16 protein-coding genes are annotated in these 17,264 nt (G+C 61.3%); 9 read left to right on the forward strand and 7 right to left on the reverse strand.

Annotation, left to right across the window (positions count from 1 at the left end; genetic code table 11):
* Window positions 1-44: 44 nt before the first annotated feature.
* Window positions 45-491: a DUF4879 domain-containing protein gene (locus tag J2Y90_RS01995; protein WP_253496062.1), complete on the reverse strand. Its 447-nt coding sequence runs from the start codon at window positions 489-491 to the stop codon at window positions 45-47.
* Between the two features lie 220 nt (window positions 492-711).
* Here J2Y90_RS01995 and J2Y90_RS02000 point away from each other — a divergent pair, with 220 nt between their 5' ends.
* The 4 genes from J2Y90_RS02000 (at window position 712) to J2Y90_RS02015 (ending at window position 4,653) form a co-directional block, all read left to right on the forward strand.
* Window positions 712-2,007 (forward strand): NCS2 family permease, encoded by a 1,296-nt coding sequence (locus J2Y90_RS02000; RefSeq protein WP_039761753.1) that lies wholly within the window; start codon window positions 712-714, stop codon window positions 2,005-2,007.
* The gene (trmA, locus tag J2Y90_RS02005; protein WP_253496064.1) at window positions 2,004-3,083 is read left to right on the forward strand and encodes a tRNA (uridine(54)-C5)-methyltransferase TrmA; all 1,080 of its coding nucleotides are present in this window, start codon (window positions 2,004-2,006) and stop codon (window positions 3,081-3,083) included. The genes J2Y90_RS02000 and trmA overlap by 4 nt, the downstream gene beginning before the upstream one ends.
* A 270-nt stretch (window positions 3,084-3,353) precedes the next feature.
* Window positions 3,354-3,794, forward strand: coding sequence for a type II 3-dehydroquinate dehydratase (gene aroQ, locus J2Y90_RS02010; RefSeq protein ID WP_253496066.1), 441 nt, complete (start codon window positions 3,354-3,356; stop codon window positions 3,792-3,794).
* A 4-nt stretch (window positions 3,795-3,798) separates the two neighbouring features.
* Window positions 3,799-4,653 (forward strand): shikimate dehydrogenase, encoded by an 855-nt coding sequence (locus tag J2Y90_RS02015; RefSeq protein ID WP_253496068.1) that lies wholly within the window; start codon window positions 3,799-3,801, stop codon window positions 4,651-4,653.
* Window positions 4,654-4,769: 116 nt separating this feature from the next.
* Here the strand turns inward: J2Y90_RS02015 and J2Y90_RS02020 are convergent, their stop codons facing one another.
* Together J2Y90_RS02020 and quiC are read right to left on the reverse strand one after the other, a co-directional pair.
* Entirely contained in the window at window positions 4,770-5,447 is a 678-nt protein-coding gene (locus tag J2Y90_RS02020; protein ID WP_253496070.1) for a TetR/AcrR family transcriptional regulator, read from the reverse strand.
* A 102-nt stretch (window positions 5,448-5,549) separates the two neighbouring features.
* On the reverse strand, window positions 5,550-7,451 hold the full coding sequence (gene quiC, locus J2Y90_RS02025) for a 3-dehydroshikimate dehydratase QuiC (protein WP_253496072.1): 1,902 nt from the start codon (window positions 7,449-7,451) through the stop codon (window positions 5,550-5,552).
* Window positions 7,452-7,806: 355 nt separating this feature from the next.
* On the opposite strand from quiC, the gene J2Y90_RS02030 reads away from it, so the two are divergent.
* A complete protein-coding gene (locus J2Y90_RS02030; RefSeq protein WP_024014417.1) occupies window positions 7,807-9,144 on the forward strand; it encodes an MFS transporter in 1,338 nt (445 codons plus the stop codon).
* A gap of 118 nt (window positions 9,145-9,262) precedes the next feature.
* Here J2Y90_RS02030 and J2Y90_RS02035 read toward each other — a convergent pair whose 3' ends face one another.
* Window positions 9,263-10,141, reverse strand: coding sequence for a DMT family transporter (locus tag J2Y90_RS02035; RefSeq protein ID WP_253496074.1), 879 nt, complete (start codon window positions 10,139-10,141; stop codon window positions 9,263-9,265).
* A gap of 387 nt (window positions 10,142-10,528) precedes the next feature.
* Here J2Y90_RS02035 and ypfJ point away from each other — a divergent pair, with 387 nt between their 5' ends.
* Both ypfJ and J2Y90_RS02045 read left to right on the forward strand, forming a co-directional pair.
* On the forward strand, window positions 10,529-11,413 hold the full coding sequence (gene ypfJ / locus J2Y90_RS02040; RefSeq protein ID WP_253496076.1) for a KPN_02809 family neutral zinc metallopeptidase: 885 nt from the start codon (window positions 10,529-10,531) through the stop codon (window positions 11,411-11,413).
* Complete coding sequence (locus J2Y90_RS02045; RefSeq protein ID WP_253496078.1) at window positions 11,414-12,367, forward strand: alpha/beta hydrolase; 954 nt, start codon at window positions 11,414-11,416, stop codon at window positions 12,365-12,367.
* A gap of 116 nt (window positions 12,368-12,483) precedes the next feature.
* Here J2Y90_RS02045 and J2Y90_RS02050 read toward each other — a convergent pair whose 3' ends face one another.
* The 3 genes from J2Y90_RS02050 to J2Y90_RS02060 form a co-directional block, all read right to left on the reverse strand.
* Window positions 12,484-13,077 (reverse strand): HAD family hydrolase, encoded by a 594-nt coding sequence (locus J2Y90_RS02050; RefSeq protein ID WP_253496080.1) that lies wholly within the window; start codon window positions 13,075-13,077, stop codon window positions 12,484-12,486.
* Complete coding sequence (tesB, locus tag J2Y90_RS02055) at window positions 13,074-13,943, reverse strand: acyl-CoA thioesterase II (RefSeq protein ID WP_253496082.1); 870 nt, start codon at window positions 13,941-13,943, stop codon at window positions 13,074-13,076. The genes J2Y90_RS02050 and tesB overlap by 4 nt, the downstream gene beginning before the upstream one ends.
* A gap of 111 nt (window positions 13,944-14,054) precedes the next feature.
* Window positions 14,055-14,624: a GNAT family N-acetyltransferase gene (locus J2Y90_RS02060; protein ID WP_024014420.1), complete on the reverse strand. Its 570-nt coding sequence runs from the start codon at window positions 14,622-14,624 to the stop codon at window positions 14,055-14,057.
* A gap of 82 nt (window positions 14,625-14,706) precedes the next feature.
* Here J2Y90_RS02060 and J2Y90_RS02065 point away from each other — a divergent pair, with 82 nt between their 5' ends.
* Window positions 14,707-15,627 (forward strand): histone deacetylase family protein, encoded by a 921-nt coding sequence (locus J2Y90_RS02065; RefSeq protein WP_253496084.1) that lies wholly within the window; start codon window positions 14,707-14,709, stop codon window positions 15,625-15,627.
* A gap of 292 nt (window positions 15,628-15,919) precedes the next feature.
* Window positions 15,920-17,164 (forward strand): TIGR03862 family flavoprotein, encoded by a 1,245-nt coding sequence (locus J2Y90_RS02070; RefSeq protein ID WP_253496086.1) that lies wholly within the window; start codon window positions 15,920-15,922, stop codon window positions 17,162-17,164.
* The last annotated feature ends 100 nt before the right edge of the window (window positions 17,165-17,264 follow it).

Raw genomic sequence — 17,264 nt, forward strand, 5'->3', positions numbered from 1 at the left:
GTAAAGCGTAGTCAGCTTTGTCCCACCCTGTTCGAAGTCAGCCGTTACTTGATGTAAAGCTGAGTCGAGAGCGTGTTGCGCGGAGCGTTGATCGAGGTGTTGCTGAAGCTGAAGGTGCCTTCCTGTTTGCCGGCCAGATCGAAGGTATAGAGAGAACCGACGGTTTTGCTGCCAGGCGTGCATTCGGTGAGGTTGCCATTATCGAAGGCACACACCGGGCCTCGAGTGCCGTTGACCTCGAAGCCATCCAGAGTCACGTGTGGCTGGTTCTGGCCATAGCCGACTTCCAGCACGAAGACTTTGATATTCGGCCCACTGTGATTGCATTGGGTTTGCGGCTGGTTATTGGCGATATCCTCCAGTCCGCAGGGCGGTGACTGTACTTTGATCACCTTCACTTCGCTCAACGGCGGCGCCGAAGCCGCGAACGCCGGCACCGCCGCCAGCAGTGCTGCAATCCATCCGAAAATCCTGATCCCGCTGTTGCGCATGCCTGCCCACTCCGAAAAATCAGCGCGCAGTATGGCGCAGTTGTCCGCTGCGCAAAACTTCGCCGACGATCGACACCAACATCCGCCAAATTCCTCACGCGGCTGGTATGATGCGCGGCTTTTTCCGGCCCACGACAATTTCCCAGGCGCTTGCGACGGTCTGTGCTTTGCTGTTGAGGTCGATACATTCACGGCGCCACGCGCGCCACGGGGAGCAGACATGCTGGAAAGGCTGTTTCAACTCAAGGCACACAACACCAACGTGCGCACCGAAATTCTCGCGGGCGTCACGACTTTCCTGGCCATGGCTTACATTCTGTTCGTCAACCCGAGCATCCTCGGCGAGACCGGCATGGACAAGGGCGCGATCTTCGTCGCCACCTGTCTGGCTGCCGCGATCGGATCGACCGTGATGGGCCTGATCGCCAACTACCCGATCGCCCTCGCTCCGGGCATGGGCCTGAATGCCTTCTTTACCTACACCGTGGTTCTGCACATGGGCCACACCTGGCAGGTGGCGCTGGGTGCGGTGTTCATTTCCGCCGTGCTGTTCTTCCTGCTGTCGATCTTCCGCATCCGTGAATGGATCATCAATGCCATCCCGCTGCCACTGCGCTCGGCGATCGCCGCCGGTATCGGTCTGTTCCTGGCGTTGATTGCCTTGCACAACGCGGAAATCGTGGTCGGCAATTCGGCGACCATGGTCGGCCTCGGTGATCTGACCAAACCGGCACCGATCCTTGCGACTATCGGCTTCGCTGTGATTGTTGCCCTCGAAGCGCTGAAAGTGCGCGGCGCGGTGCTGATCGGCATCCTCGCGGTAACCATCGCCTCGATCGCGCTGAACGTCACCAAGTTCGGCGGCATCCTGTCGATGCCGCCGTCGCTGGCGCCGACCTTCCTGCAACTGGACATCAAAGGTGCACTGGATATCGGTCTGGTCAGCGTGATCTTCGCCTTCCTGTTCGTCGACCTGTTCGACAACTCCGGGACCCTGATCGGCGTCGCCAAGCGCGCCGGCCTGATGGGCAAGGACGGCCACATGCCGAAAATGGGTCGCGCGCTGATCGCCGACAGTACTGCGGCCATGGCCGGTTCGCTGCTGGGCACGTCGACCACCACCAGTTACATCGAATCCGCTGCCGGCGTCAGTGCCGGCGGCCGCACCGGCCTGACCGCCATCGTCGTGGCAATCCTGTTTCTGCTGGCGCTGTTCTTCTCGCCACTGGCGGCCAGCGTTCCGGCCTTCGCCACCGCCCCAGCGCTGCTGTTCGTCGCCGTGCTGATGACTTCCGGCCTGGCGGAAATAGACTGGGATGACATCACCGTCGCCGCGCCGGTGGTGGTCACCGCGCTGGCGATGCCGTTCACCTATTCGATCGCCAACGGCATCGCCTTCGGCTTCATCGCCTGGACCGCCATCAAGCTGCTGTCCGGCCGTGCCCGTGAGCTGAACCCGGCACTGGTGATTCTTTCGATTCTGTTTGTGATCAAGTTGGGTTGGTTCAACGCATGACTTTCGATTCCCAAGCCTACGCCGAACAGCTCGAAGCCAAGGTCACACGTCTGCGTGAGCTGCTGGCGCCGTTCGATGCACCCGAGCCGACGGTGTTTGATTCGCCGCTGCAGAACTTCCGCCTGCGTGCCGAATTCCGCCTGTGGCGCGAGGGCGGCGAGCGGCATTACGCGATGTTCTCTCAGGACGACAAACGCACGCCGATCCTCATCGAAGAATTCCCGATTGCCAGCCTGCGCATCAACCAGTTGATGCCGCAGTTGAAGGCCGCGTGGCAGGCCAGTTCGGCGCTGAGCCACAAGTTGTTCCAGGTCGAATTCCTGACCACGCTGGCCGGCGACGCGATGATCACCCTGTGCTATCACCGCCCGCTGGATGAGCATTGGCACGCGGCGGCGACTCAGTTGGCGACCAATCTCGGTGTGAGCATCATCGGCCGCTCCAAAGGCAAGCGCGAAGTGCTCGGCCAGGATTATGTCGTCGAAAAACTCGAAGTCGGCGGCCGCATCTTCAGCTATCGCCAGCCCGAAGGCGCGTTCACCCAGCCCAACGGTACGGTGAACCAGAAAATGCTCAACTGGGCATACGAAGCGCTGGGCGATCGCAGCGACGATCTGCTGGAGTTGTACTGCGGCAATGGCAACTTCACCCTGCCGCTGGCCACCCGGGTACGCAAAGTGCTCGCTACCGAAATCAGCAAGACGTCGGTCAACGCGGCCCTGAGCAACCTCAGCGAAAACGCTGTGGATAACGTCACCCTGGTGCGTTTGTCCGCCGAAGAACTGACCGAAGCGCTCAACGAAGTGCGCCCGTTCCGCCGCCTGCACGGCATCGATCTGAAGAGCTACGACTTCGGCAGCGTCTTCGTCGACCCACCGCGCGCCGGCATGGACGCGGATACCTGCGAACTGACCCGACGCTTCGACAACATCCTCTACATCTCCTGCAACCCGGAGACCCTCGCGGCCAACATCGCCCAGTTGCATGACACCCACCGCATTACCAAGTGCGCATTGTTCGACCAATTCCCGTGGACCCATCACATGGAATCCGGTGTGTTGCTGACCCGGCGTTGATCGCGGGTAGCTGGTACGAGAAAGCCGTCGTGATTGACGGCTTTTTTGTGTGTGCTCTAAAAGATCGCAGCCTTCGGCAGCTCCTACACGTGGAACGCGGTTATCTGTAGGAGCTGCCGAAGGCTGCGATCTTTTGATCTGTGCGATCACCGAACATAAAACGCCCAGGTCATTTCTGTTCAATTGACCGATGTAACCATCTAGTACATTTTATCTCCACAGGCCGGAACCTCTTGGCCCATGCCAAAAACAATAAGTGGAGTTACCCCCATGTCCCCTATCGTTCTGGTGCTTAACGGCCCGAACCTGAACCTGCTCGGCACCCGCGAGCCGGCGACTTATGGTCATGAAACCCTGGCGGACATTTCCGCGCTGTGTGGTCGCGCGGCTGACGAGTTCGGCCTGACCGTGGAATTTCGCCAGACCAATCATGAAGGCGAGCTGCTCGACTGGATTCACGCCGCGCGGGGGCGTTGCGCCGGGATCGTGATCAATCCGGCGGCATGGACGCACACGTCGGTGGCGATTCGCGATGCCTTGGTCGCCAGTGAGTTGCCAGTGATCGAGGTGCATCTGTCCAACGTGCATGCGCGCGAGCCGTTCCGTCATCATTCGTTTGTTTCGGGCATTGCCACAGCGGTGATGTGCGGATTCGGCAGCCATGGTTACCGCTTGGCGCTGGAGCATTTCAGTCAACGGTTAAAGGGATAAAGCCATGTCGCGCTCCAATGTAATACTCGCCGGTCTGATCGGGGCCGGTATTCAAGCTTCGCGCACTCCCGCACTGCACGAGCACGAAGGCGACGCGCAGGGCCTGCGTTATCTCTACCAACTTATCGACCTCGATCAATTGCGCCTCGACAGCACGGCGCTGCCCGATTTGCTGCAAGCGGCCGAGCGGATGCATTACACCGGGCTGAACATCACGTTTCCGTGCAAGCAGGCAATCATCCCGCTGCTCGATGAATTGTCGCCGGAAGCCCGAGGTATCGGCGCAGTGAACACGGTGGTGCTGAAAGACGGCAAGCGTGTCGGCCACAACACCGATTGCCTCGGTTTCGCCGAGGGTTTCCGCCGGGGTCTGACGGACGCTGCCCGCGAACGTGTCGTCCAGATGGGCGCTGGCGGCGCTGGTGCGGCGGTGGCCCACGCACTGCTCAGCGAAGGCGTACGGCAACTGACGATTTTTGATGTCGATCACGAGCGCGCGGAAAATCTGGCGAACAATCTGAATCAACATTTTGGTGCCGGCCGCGCGCAGGCCGGACGGGATTTGCCCTCGGCGCTGGCGCAGGCCGATGGGCTGGTCAACACCACGCCGATGGGCATGGCCAAGCTGCCGGGTACACCAGTGCCGGCCGGGTTGTTGCGCAAGGAAATGTGGGTGGCGGAGATCGTGTATTTCCCGCTGGAAACCGAACTGCTGCGCGACGCCCGTGCTTTGGGTTGCCGCACGCTGGATGGCGGCAACATGGCGGTGTTTCAGGCGGTGAAGGCGTTTGAACTGTTCAGCGGCGTGGCGGCGGATGCGCAGCGCATGCTTGAGCATTTTCAGAACATGAATGGCTGAGCCTTGCCGCTGCCCCTGTAGGAGTGAGCCTGCTCGCGATAGCATTCCGTCAGCCAATACATCTGTGGTCTGACACACCGCTATCGCGAGCAGGCTCACTCCTACAGGGGAACGTGTCAGGCCTGCAGGTAGCGCAACACCGATTCGCAGATCATCTCGCGGTGACGCTGCTTGATGGTTTCGTCCGGCAGGTCGATCTGGAAGATTTCCCCCAGCGTGTGGCGGTTCGACACGCGATAAAAGCAGAACGAACTGATCAGCAGGTGCACGTCCAGCGCATCGATGCCACGCCGGAACAAACCTTCGTCCGCCCCCCGTTGCAGAATCCCGCCCAAGGTGTCGAGGATCGTGTTGTTCAGCGCTTTGATCGCATCGGAACGCTTTACGTACTCGGCGTTGTGGATGTTTTCGATGCTGACGATGCGCACGAAATCGACGTTGTGGTCATGGTGATCGAAAGTGAATTCCACCAACCGACGGATCGCCAGCTCGGGCGTCAGTTCGTCCAGGTGCAGGCGGTTTTCCGTGCTGCGGATATCGCCGTAAAGCTTCTCCAGCACCTCGACGTACAATTGCTCCTTGCTGCCGAAGTAGTAATAGATCATGCGCTTGGAGGTGTGGATGCGCTCGGCGATCGCGTCGACGCGGGCACCGGACAGGCCCTGCTGGACGAACTCGACGATCGCCTCCTGCAGGATGTTTTCGCGGGTCTTTTCCGGGTTGTTCTTGCGACTCTTGCGCGGCACTGCGTCGGACTCGACAGCCGCGGCGGAAAGTTCTGAATTCATGGTCATCGCGGGCTCACGGCCATCACTGCACAAGCTGGCGATTATGGGCCGCGCGGGACAGTGAAGGAAGCCGCGCAGCCGGTGTTTAATCCCGCGTTTACGAATTCCCTACAACTTCGCCTGACGCACCGCGCCGCTGCGGGATTTAGCCATCGCCGCCAGCCGCACCGCAACGTTGGCCGCGCCGTAGCCGGCATAGCCATTCTTGCGCTGGATGATCTCGAAGAAGAAACGCCCCTCGAACGGCTCGGTGTAGACGTGAAACAACTCGCCGCCCTGGGCGTCACGGTCGTAGAGCACGTTGTAATAGGCCAGTTCGCTGAGGAATTCATCGTCGAAATCGAAGCGCGCCGCGAGGTCGTCGTAGTAATTCAGCGGTATGTCCAGCAATGGCACGCCGGCCTCTTTGGCGCGACTGACCTGGGCGAAGATGTCGTCACAATCGAAGGCGATGTGGTGCACACCGGAGCCGCGATAACTCGACAGCGCATGCGAAATGGCAGTGTTGCGGTTCTCGGAGATGTTCAGCGGCAGCCGGATCGAACTGTCGCGGCTACGCAGTGCGCGGCTCTTCACCAGGCCGTACGGATCGGGCAGCACCACTTCATCGTCGGCTTCGAAATCCAGCAGGCTTTTGTAGAACAGCACCCAACTGTCGAGGCTGTCGGCAGGCAGCGCCATGGCCATGTGATCGATACGCTTGAGGCCGCCGCCGGTCTGCGCGTCCGGCAACAGATTGAAATCGGTGCCGTACACGTCGGCGTCCTCATCGACCAGATAAATCAGGCTGCCGTCCGGTGCGCGCACCGCCGCCAGCTCCAGTTCATTCGGCCCGACCAGCCCGCGATAGGGCTGCCCCTTGTAAGCGACCGCGCGGGCCAGCGCACTGGCGCTGTCCTTGACCCGCACCGCCGTAGCGCACAGCGACGGGCCGTGGGCTTCGAAAAAGCTGTGGGCGAACGAATAAGGCTCGGAGTTGAGGATCAGGTTGATATCGCCCTGACGCAGCAGGCTGACACTCTTGGAGCGGTGCTGGCCGGCCTTGGCGAAACCGAGGCGTTGCAGCCAGTGACCGAGCTTCGCGCCCAGCGCTTCGTCGACGGCAAACTCGAGAAATTCAACGCCGTTGTATTCGCTGGCCTGCGGCGTTTTGAAAAGAATGTCACGGTTGGCCACCGGCGGCGCTTCCTGCTCGAGACGCTGGCGGGTCTTCTCCTCCAGATACAGCAGCGAGCGCAAACCGTCGGCGGCGTTGGCCCGTGGCGGCGCGGCGCGAAAGCCGTCGTTGAAGATTTCCAGCGACAACGGCCCGGTATAGCCACTCTTGATGATCGGTGCGAGGAAACCCGGCAGATCGAATTCGCCCTGCCCCGGGAAGCAGCGGAAATGCCTGCTCCACTCCAGCACATCCATGGCCAGGACTGGCGCGTCGGCCATTTGCACGAAGAAAATCTTGTCGCCGGGAATATCGGCGATCGCACTCGGATCGCCCTTCAGCGACAAAGTGTGGAAGCTGTCGAGCAGCACGCCGAGGTTCGGGTGATCGGCCTGACGGACGATGTCCCAGACCTGTTGATAAGTATTGACGTGACGGCCCCAGGCCAGCGCTTCGTAACCGATACGCAAGCCGCGGGCGCTGGCGCGTTCGGCCAGCAGGCGCAAGTCATCGACGAGAATCTGTTGATCGCCGAGGCTGTCGGCGGAAGCATTGCTGCACACCAGCACCAGGTCGGTGCCCAGTTCCTGCATCAGGTCGAACTTGCGCTCGGCGCGCTCGAGGTTGCGGGCCAGGCGATCACGGCGGCAGCCTTCGAAATCACGGAACGGTTGAAACAAGGTGATAGCGACGCCGAGATCGGCGCACATCTGTTTAACTTCGCGGGGACTGCCGTCGTAGTACAGGAGGTCGTTCTCGAAAATCTCCACCCCGTCGAACCCGGCGGCGGCAATGGCTTCGAGTTTTTCCGGCAGGGTGCCGCTCAAGGAAACGGTGGCAATGGAACGCTGCATGTTTCAACTCCCGGACTGCGCCGCTTTTGGGTAGGAGCTGCCGAAGGCTGCGATCGTTTGATCTTGATTACCTAAACAGCAAAATCAAAAGATCGCAGCCTTCGGCAGCTCCAACGAGGGAATGGGGTTTTATAGTGAGGGAAATTATTGGCTGCATCCCTGCGCGCAGCAATTTAAAGTGTACTACCCGGTTAGTTTTGCGTGCGATTATCGAACACTATGGCGATTTGGCGAATTGACGATTTTTTGTTCACTGCCCAACATCGGTTGCACATCGAGTCCGGCCACTAACCACCGGACAAGGTGTTCGACCGTAAAGAACACCAAATAACAAATCCAAAAACGGGTGGAACACATGATTCCTTCACAGACTTCCCGCATGGCTCCGGCCATGAGCACTGCCACGGGTGGCATTGGCGACAAGATCCGCGGCGCCATGGCCGTCGGCAAGACCCGCTGGGGCATGCTGGCGCTGGTGTTTTTTGCCACCACCCTCAACTACATCGACCGCGCCGCCCTCGGCGTCATGCAGCCGATCCTCGCCAAGGAAATGAGCTGGACGGCGATGGACTACGCCAACATCAACTTCTGGTTTCAGGTCGGCTACGCCATCGGCTTTGTTCTGCAAGGACGGCTGATCGACCGGGTCGGCGTCAAGCGCGTGTTCTTCTGCGCCGTGCTGCTCTGGAGCCTGGCGACCGGCGCCCATGGCCTGGCGACTTCGGCGGTCGGCTTCATGGTCTGCCGCTTTATCCTCGGCCTGACCGAAGCGGCCAACTACCCGGCCTGTGTGAAAACCACGCGCCTGTGGTTCCCGGCCGGTGAACGTGCAGTCGCTACCGGCATTTTCAACGCCGGCACCAACGTCGGGGCGATGTTCACGCCGATGCTGCTGCCACTGGTCCTGCATGTCTGGGGCTGGCAAGCGGCGTTCCTGTGCATGGCCGCACTCGGCGGGATCTGGCTGCTGTTCTGGGGCTTGAAATACTTCAATCCGGAAGATCACCCGACGGTGAAACAGTCGGAACTCGATTACATCCAGCAGCAAGTCGAACCGGAACAGGCCCGCGTACCGTTCAGCAAGATCCTGCGCATGCGCGGCACCTGGGCCTTCGCCCTCGCCTACTCGCTGACCGCGCCGGTGTTCTGGTTCTATCTGTACTGGCTGCCGCCGTTTCTCAATCAGCAATACAACCTCGGCATCAACGTGACGCAGATGGGTATTCCGCTGATCATCATCTACGTCACGGCTGACTTCGGCAGTGTCGGCGGCGGGATTCTGTCCTCGTTCCTGATCGGTCGCGGCATGAACTCGATCAAGGCGCGGCTGCTGTCGATGTTGCTGTTTGCCTGCTGCATCATCGGCGTGGTCATGGCCGCCGGCTCGGCCAATCTGTGGGTGGCGGTGGCGGCGATCTCGCTGGCGATCGGCGCGCATCAGGCCTGGACTGCGAACATCTGGAGCCTGGTGATGGACTACACGCCCAAGCACATGATGAGCACGGTGTTCGGCTTCGGCGGCATGTGCGCGGCGATCGGCGGGATGTTCATGACCCAGATCGTCGGCCACATCCTCACCGTCACCAACAACAACTACACGGTGCTGTTCACGCTGATTCCGGCGATGTACTTCCTCGCACTGACGTGGATGTACTTCATGGCACCACGCAAGATTCCGACCGTTACCGAATAACCTGCCTGCATCGCTCCCGTAGGAGCTGCGGAACGCTGCGATCTTTTGATCTTGAGGTTGAAGATCAAAAGATCGCAGCCTCGTTTCACTCGTCAGCTCCTACCGGATTTGCGTTGCTTCAGCGCCGGCTCTGCTGCCACGCCGCCGCCAATCCGCTGCAGCAGATCACCGCAATACCAATCACCGTCAACCCGCTCGGCGTGTGATTGAACAGCAGCCAGCCCAACAACCCCGCGAAGACGATCTGGCAATAGCCGAACGGCGCCAGCAGCGCCGGAGCTGCGTGACGGAAGGCCTGGGTCAGAAACAGGTGAGCAGTCATTCCGCAACTGCCCAGCGCCAGCATCAGCGCGGCGTGTGGCAGGCTCGGCACTTGCCAGAAGAACGGCACCAGCGCACTCATCACCAAGGTATTGCACAGGCCAGCGAAGAAGTTGCTGGTGGTCGGGCTGTCCACTTCGGCGAGCTTGCGCGTGAGCAGTTGGTAGAAGCAGAAAAACAGCGCCGAGCAGAACGGCAGCAGGATCGCCGGGGTGAACAGTTCGCCGCCGGGGTGGACGATGATCAGCACGCCGATGAAGCCGCAGATCACCGCGATCCACTGCCCACGCGTCACGCGTTCCTTGAGCAACGGCACCGACAATGCGGTGACCAATACCGGTGCGAGAAAGTTGACCGCCGTGGCTTCCGCCAGCGGGATGTACAGCAGCGCCGTGGTGAAAAACAGGCTGGTGCCGAGCAGGCACAGGGCACGGGCGAGCTGCCATAACGGTTTTTTCGTGCGCAGCACACGCAAGCCGGACTGCGGCAGGAAAATCCCCGCCATCAACAAGGTGTGCACCACATAGCGCGCCCACACCACCATCACGATCGGATAAAAACCGGAGAGGTATTTCGACAACGCGTCGTGGCTGGAAAACAGGAACGTCGCCACGACAATCAGCAGAATCCCCTTGAAGGGCTGGTTGACACCGGAGAGCGGGGTGCTGACGGTCATTGGCAATCTCTGAAAAAAAATCCGGGCGAGCGTTCGCGCTGGCGGCAATCGTTGTGGCAATCATAGTCGGCTGAGCTTTCAGCAACCGCACAGGTTGCACTCTTCTTCGCCGGGAAACCGCCGCCAGGCAAAACCTTGAGGCAAGATTCCCGCCACTTCGGCGCCCGGCCAGTGTGCAACATCACAGACTGCCGTCGAAACAGCGGGTTCATGAATTCGACGGAAGAAATTCCTCTCGGGATTGAATTCACGGCCCGGCCGACCGTCAATAACAAGCCCGCACCACGTGGGCGCGTGTGAATGGACGGACGACCGGACTGGCGCCACACTCACACAGCGGCAACACTCATCACCTGACTCATCACCCGCAATAAAGAGGATTCCCACATGCTATGGAAAAAAGGCCGACGCAGTGACAACGTCGTCGACGCCCGGGGTGATGATGCCGGCGGTGGCGGCGGCATGCGCTTCGGTGGCGGCAAGGGCCTGAGCCTGACCGCCATCGTGCTGATCGTCGGCATCGGCTGGCTCACCGGCCAGGACCCGCTGCAGATCCTCGGCCAGTTGACCGGCCAGATGGACCAAGCGGCGCCCACCTCGCAAACCCGTCAGGCACCGCCGGCCAACGATGAACAGGCTGAATTCGTCCGCTCGATCCTTGGCGACACCGAAGACACTTGGGGTCCGATCTTCCAGCAGGCCGGGCGCCAATACAAAGACCCGACGCTGGTGCTGTTCAGCAACCGGGTTAACTCGGCGTGCGGCATGGCCACTTCGGCCACCGGCCCGTTCTATTGCCCGGCCGACCAGAAGGTTTATCTGGACATGGCCTTCTTCCAGGAAATGTCGCAGCGCTTCAAAGCCGCCGGGGATTTCGCTCAGGCCTACGTGATCGCGCACGAGGTCGGCCACCATGTGCAGACGCTGCTCGGCGTCTCGGCGAAGATGCAGACAGCGCGCCAGCAAGGTCGGCAAATGGAAGGCGACGGCGGCCTGCTGGTCCGTCAGGAATTGCAAGCCGACTGCCTCGCGGGCGTCTGGGCGTACAACGCGCAGAAGCGCCTGAACTGGCTGGAGCCCGGCGACATCGAAGAAGCCTTGAACGCTGCCAATGCCATCGGCGATGATCGCCTGCAACAACAGGGTCAGGGCCGCGTGGTGCCGGACTCGTTTACCCACGGTACGTCGGCGCAAAGGGTGCGCTGGTTCAAAACCGGATTCGCGCAAGGCCAGGTAAGCCAGTGCGACACCTTCGCGGCGAAAACCCTGTAAATGCATAAATGGCTTGTGGCGTTACTGTTCATTGCCGGCACCGCGCAAGCGGCCGGCGTCGATGCGATCAGCCCCGGTCGCCTGCAACTCAAGGCCGGGGAAATGGCGGTGGGCATCGGCCCGGCGCCGGAGAAGATCGAGCGCGTGCTGATCGTCATTCACGGTCGCTTGCGCAACGCCGAGACCTATCGCAAAAGCGCGGAAAGCGCCGCCGAACTCGCCGGGCAGACCGCGCACACGCTGGTGATCGCCCCGCAATTTCTCAATGAAAGCGACGTCACTTTGTACTCCTTGCCACCGACGGTGCTGCGCTGGCAGGGCAACGAGTGGATGGGCGGCGGTTTGTCCACCGGGCCGAATCCGCTGAGTTCCTATGCGGCGCTGGACGAAATCGTCGCGCGGGTCAGCGATCGCAAACAGTTTCCGGACGTGAAGCAGATCGTGATCTTCGGCCACTCCGGCGGTGCTCAGGTGGTGCAGCGTTATGCGCTGCTGGCCAAGGATCAGCCGGCGCTCAAGACCAACGGCATTCGCTTGCGCTTTGTAGTCGCCAATCCTTCTTCTTATGCGTATTTCAACGAGCAGCGGCCGGTGGCGTTCGATCACGCGCAATGCCCCGGTTTCAATCGCTGGAAATACGGATTGGCGGACATGCCGGTGTATGCCGGCGGGCAAACACCACTGCAGGTCGAGAGCAGTTACGTCAAACGCGAGGTGATTTATCTGCTTGGCCAGCAGGATGTCGACCCGGAACACCCGGCCTTGGACAAGAGCTGCGCGGCGCAGGCGCAGGGGGCTTACCGCTTGATGCGCGGGAAGCTGTATTTCGGTTATTTACTGCGCCGGCATCCTGAGGGGGTCAATCAGCGGCTGATTGAAGTGCCCGGGGTTGGGCATGACGGGGATGGCATGCTGACTTCCGCGGAGGGGCAGAGGGCTTTGTTTGATCAGTAGGTTTTGTGCTGAATGTGCCGAAGCTATCGCGAGCAGGCTCGCTCCTACAGGGGAACGCATTCCAAATTGTAGGAGTGAGCCTGCTCGCGATGAGGGCATCACTAACAGCAAATCTCTTAAGCCTGAAGCATCCGCCGCAACTCGACACAATCCCTTGCATGCCAATCCGTCAGCTCCGGCCACGGGCTATCCGGCAGATTCACCAACACCGTGCGCGCCCCCGCCGCCCGACCGCAATCCAGATCGAAGCGGTAATCGCCGACCATCACCATGTCACTCGCTGGCACCTGCCAGGCCTCGGCCAGTTTCAGCAAACCGCCGGGATGCGGCTTTGGCGGTGCTTCGTCGCGGCCCAGCACATCCTCGACCGCAAAGCAGTCGGCCAACCCGATCGCCTCCAGCGTGACATGCGCCAGCTCCCGCGCATTGCGCGTGAGGATGCCGAGGCGATAACCGCGCGCGTGCAGGTCACGCACCAGCTCCACCGCGCCGGTGGCCGGGGTCGAACCCAGCGCCAGATCGCGTTCATGCTCGAGCAACCAGGCATGCTTGGCCGCCGCTTCAGCGGCCGGCAATGCGGCGAGATGGGTGAGGATGTCGTCCTCCGGCGGAATCGCCAGCGCCACGCGAATCGCCGCGAAGTCATGCACGGCCACGGTCAGCGTGCCGTCCATGTCGAACACCCAATGACGAACCTCGGTCAGGCTCATGCCCAGTCCTTGCGATGGCGAATCAGGCCTTCCTGAGTCACCGAAGCGACCAGTTGCCCGGCGCGGTTGAATACGCTGCCACGGGAGAAGCCGCGCGAATTGCCGGCCCACGGGCTGTCCATCGCGTAGAGCAACCAGTCATCAGCACGCAGGTCATTGTGGAACCACAGCGCGTGATCGAGGCTGGCGACCTGCATGTCTTTCTGCCAGACCGACTTGCCGTGGGGCAACATCGACGTGGTCAGCAGGCCGAAGTCCGAGGCGTAGGCCAGCAGATATTTGTGCAGCGCCGGGATGTCGGCCAAGGCGCCGTCGGCGCGGAACCACACATATTTGATCGGATCGGCCGGTTGCGGGTTGTACGGGTCTTTTTCGGTGACCGGGCGCACTTCGATCGGTTTCGGACACAGCAGCTTTTCGCGCATGTGCTCGGGGATCAGGTGCGCGCGCTGCTGGGTCAATTCCAGTTCCGAGGGCAGGTTTTCCGGGCCGACCACCGCCGGCATCTGGCCCTGATGTTCGAAGCCTTTTTCGTCGTACTGGAACGAAGCGCTGCAGGTAAAGATCGGGTGGCCTTTCTGGATCGCCGTCACGCGGCGGGTGCTGAAGCTGCCACCATCGCGCACGCGATCAACCGAATACACCACCGGCAACTTGGCATCGCCCGGGCGCAGGAAATAACCGTGAAGCGAGTGCACGTGGCGCGCTTCTTCCACCGTCTGACTGGCCGCCGACAGCGACTGGCCGAGCACCTGACCGCCGAACAACTGGCGGAACCCCAGATCCTGGCTGCGGCCACGGAACAGGTTTTCTTCGATCGGCTCCAGGGTCAGCAGATCGACCAGATCTTCCAGCACTTGGCTCATTCAGACTCTCCTCACACAAAGCAATGGCCGCGCAGTCTTGGCTGCGGCGGACGATTCAGGTTCTGGCACGGGCCAAATACGATGGCGGCCATTGTAAACGTCCGTGTCGGCTTATTCATGCAAGGTTTGCAGCCATTGTTCGCGGCTGATGCGATACAGGACATGGCGGCGCAACGGGTGATCGAGCGCAAGCTTTGGGTGATCGAAATCGTCCTGCGGGTCGTGGTGCATGCCGATCGCCTGCATGACCTTCTCCGACTGAGCATTCTGCCCGGCGGTAAACGAGACGATTTCCTCCAGTTTCAACTGGTCGAAACCGGCGCGCAGTGCGGTCCACGCCGCTTCGCTGGCGTAACCCAGGCCCCAGTGTTCCTTGGCCAGACGCCAGCCGATCTCCACCGCCGGGGTGAACGGCGCATCGAAGCCGACCACGCCCAACCCGGTAAAACCGATGAACTCGCCCGTGTCCTTGCGCTCCAGGGCCCACAGGCCAAAGCCGTGCTCGGCAAAATGTCCGCGCACGCGGCCGATCAATGCGGCACTTTCCAGCCGGGTCAACGGTGCCGGAAAGTAGCGCATCACCTGCGGATCGGCACACATCGCCGCAAATGCCGGCAAATCCTCGTCCTGCCACTGTCGCATCAACAACCGCGCGCTTTGCAGCTCCAGTATCGGCTCCATCGTCCCCTCCATTTCCATGCCGTTGAGTCTACATCGCTGGTAGGATCGTTCATTCGTTCCCAGGTTCTGCGCGAAACAAGCCATGCCCTTGCCGTTGATCTATCACGAAGACTACAGCCCCGAGTTCCCTGCGGATCACCGCTTTCCTATGGACAAGTTTCGCCTGTTGCGCGATCACCTGGTCGACAGCGGCCTGACCCGTGACGCCGACCTGCTGCGCCCGCAGATCTGCCCCAACGACATTCTCGCCCTCGCCCATGACCGCAGCTATATCGAACGCTACATGAGCGGCGAGTTGTCCCGCGAAGACCAACGGCGCCTCGGCCTGCCGTGGGACGAAGCGCTGGCGCGACGCACCGTGCGCGCGGTGGGCGGTTCGATCCTCGCGGCAGAGAAAGCGCTGGAACATGGCCTGGCCTGTCATCTGGCCGGCGGCACCCATCACGCTCACTACGATTACCCTGCCGGCTTCTGCATCTTCAATGACCTGGCGATCATCAGCCAGTACCTGTTGCAGAGCGGCCGGGTCAATCGCGTGCTGATCTTCGATTGCGACGTGCATCAGGGCGACGGCACTGCGCGGATTCTTCACGACACGCCGGAGGCGATTACCGTTTCCCTGCACTGCGAAAAGAATTTTCCCGCGCGCAAAGCCGAAAGTGACTGGGACATTCCGCTGCCCAAAGGCATGGGTGACGCCGATTACTTGCGGGTGGTCGATGACACGCTCAACTACCTGCTGCCGCTGTACCAACCGGATCTGGTGCTCTACGACGCCGGCGTCGATGTGCACAAAGACGATGCCCTCGGTTATCTGCAACTGACCGACGAAGGCGTTGCCGCGCGCGATGAACGGGTGATGCGCCACTGCCTGGGCCGCGACATCCCGGTGGTCGGAGTGATCGGCGGCGGCTACAGCAAGGATCGCCACGCCCTCGCCCGCCGCCACGGCATCCTCCATCACAGCGCGCAACGAGTGTGGGATTCACACGGCTGTCACTGAAACGTGCTGCGTTACCCACAATCGCTGTGGAACCGCCTGTGGATAACCTGAACGAAAGGGACTGCAGGCCATGCTGGGCATGGGGTACAGCGCACTGTTTATTTTTTAACCACACTCGAAACACACCGCAGCCCCTGTGGGAGCGAGCCTGCTCGCGAAGGCGGCAGATCAGCCAACACATCATCAACTGACCCACGTCTTCGCGAGCAAGCTCGCCCCCACATGGGGTCTCCCACAGGGTTCAGCGCTGTTAGAATGCGCGCCTTGTCCCGCCATACCGCAGCGCACGCCCATGACTCAGAACACCGCCCCCGCCAACACCCACGTCGCTATCATCGGCGGTGGCCCCGCCGGCCTGATGGCCGCCGAAGTGCTGAGCCAGGCCGGAGTCCGCGTCGACCTCTACGACGGCATGCCCTCTGTCGGGCGCAAGTTTCTGCTGGCCGGGGTCGGAGGCATGAACATCACCCACTCCGAAGCGTACCCGGCGTTCCTCGCGCGCTACGCCGAACGCGCGCCGCAAATCGCCCCGCTGCTGCGCGCATTCGATGCCGATGCCCTGTGCCAGTGGATTCACGAACTGGGCATAGAAACCTTCATTGGCAGCTCCGGCCGCGTATTCCCCACCGACATGAAAGCCGCCCCGCTGCTGCGCGCCTGGCTCAAACGCCTGCGCGACAGCGGCGTGGTTATTCACACCCGCCATCGCTGGCTCGGCTGGGACGCCAACGGCGCGTTGCGCATCGCCAGCCCGGAAGGTGAAATCAGCGTAAACCCCGACGCGACTCTGCTCGCCCTCGGCGGTGGCAGCTGGTCGCGCTTGGGCTCGGATGGCGCGTGGATGTTGCCGCTGGAACAACGTGGCGTGGATCTGGCGCCGCTGCAGCCGAGCAACTGCGGCTTCGAGGTACAGGCCTGGAGCGACCTGATGGTGAGCAAATTCGCCGGCGCGCCGCTGAAAAACATCGCCATCGGCTTGAACGACGATATCCCGCGTCTGGGCGAATGCGTGATCACTGCAACCGGGATTGAAGGCAGTCTGATCTACGCGCTGTCGGCGCCGTTTCGCGAGGCAATCAATCGCTACGGCGCGGCGGTTATCCACATCGACCTGCTGCCCGGCCGGCCTGTGGATAAATTGCAGGCGGCGCTGAGCAAACCCCGCGGCTCGCGCTCAATGGCCAAGCATCTGCACAGTCAGGTCGGGGTTGATGGGGTAAAAGCCGCGTTGTTGCGCGAGCTGACCGATGCCGAGACATTCGCCGATCCTGCGCTCTTGGCGCGAGCGATCAAGGCGTTGCCACTGACCCTGGTGAAAACCCGTCCGCTGGACGAGGCGATCAGCAGCGCCGGTGGCGTGAGGTTCGAAGCGATGGATGAGCGCTTGATGCTCAAGGCGTTGCCGGGGGTGTTTTGCGCCGGCGAGATGCTTGATTGGGAAGCGCCAACCGGTGGCTATTTGCTCACCGGGTGTTTTGCCAGCGGGCGGGCGGCGGGGCTGGGAATCGTGCAGTGGCTTAAGCACAAACCCCTGTAGGAGCTGACGAGTGAAACGAGGCTGCGATCTTTTGATCTTCAAAAATCAACATCAACATCAAAAGATCGCAGCGTTCCACAGCTCCTACAGGGAAACGCAT

This window comes from Pseudomonas koreensis, assembly GCF_024169245.1.
GTDB lineage: Bacteria > Pseudomonadota > Gammaproteobacteria > Pseudomonadales > Pseudomonadaceae > Aquipseudomonas > Aquipseudomonas koreensis_F.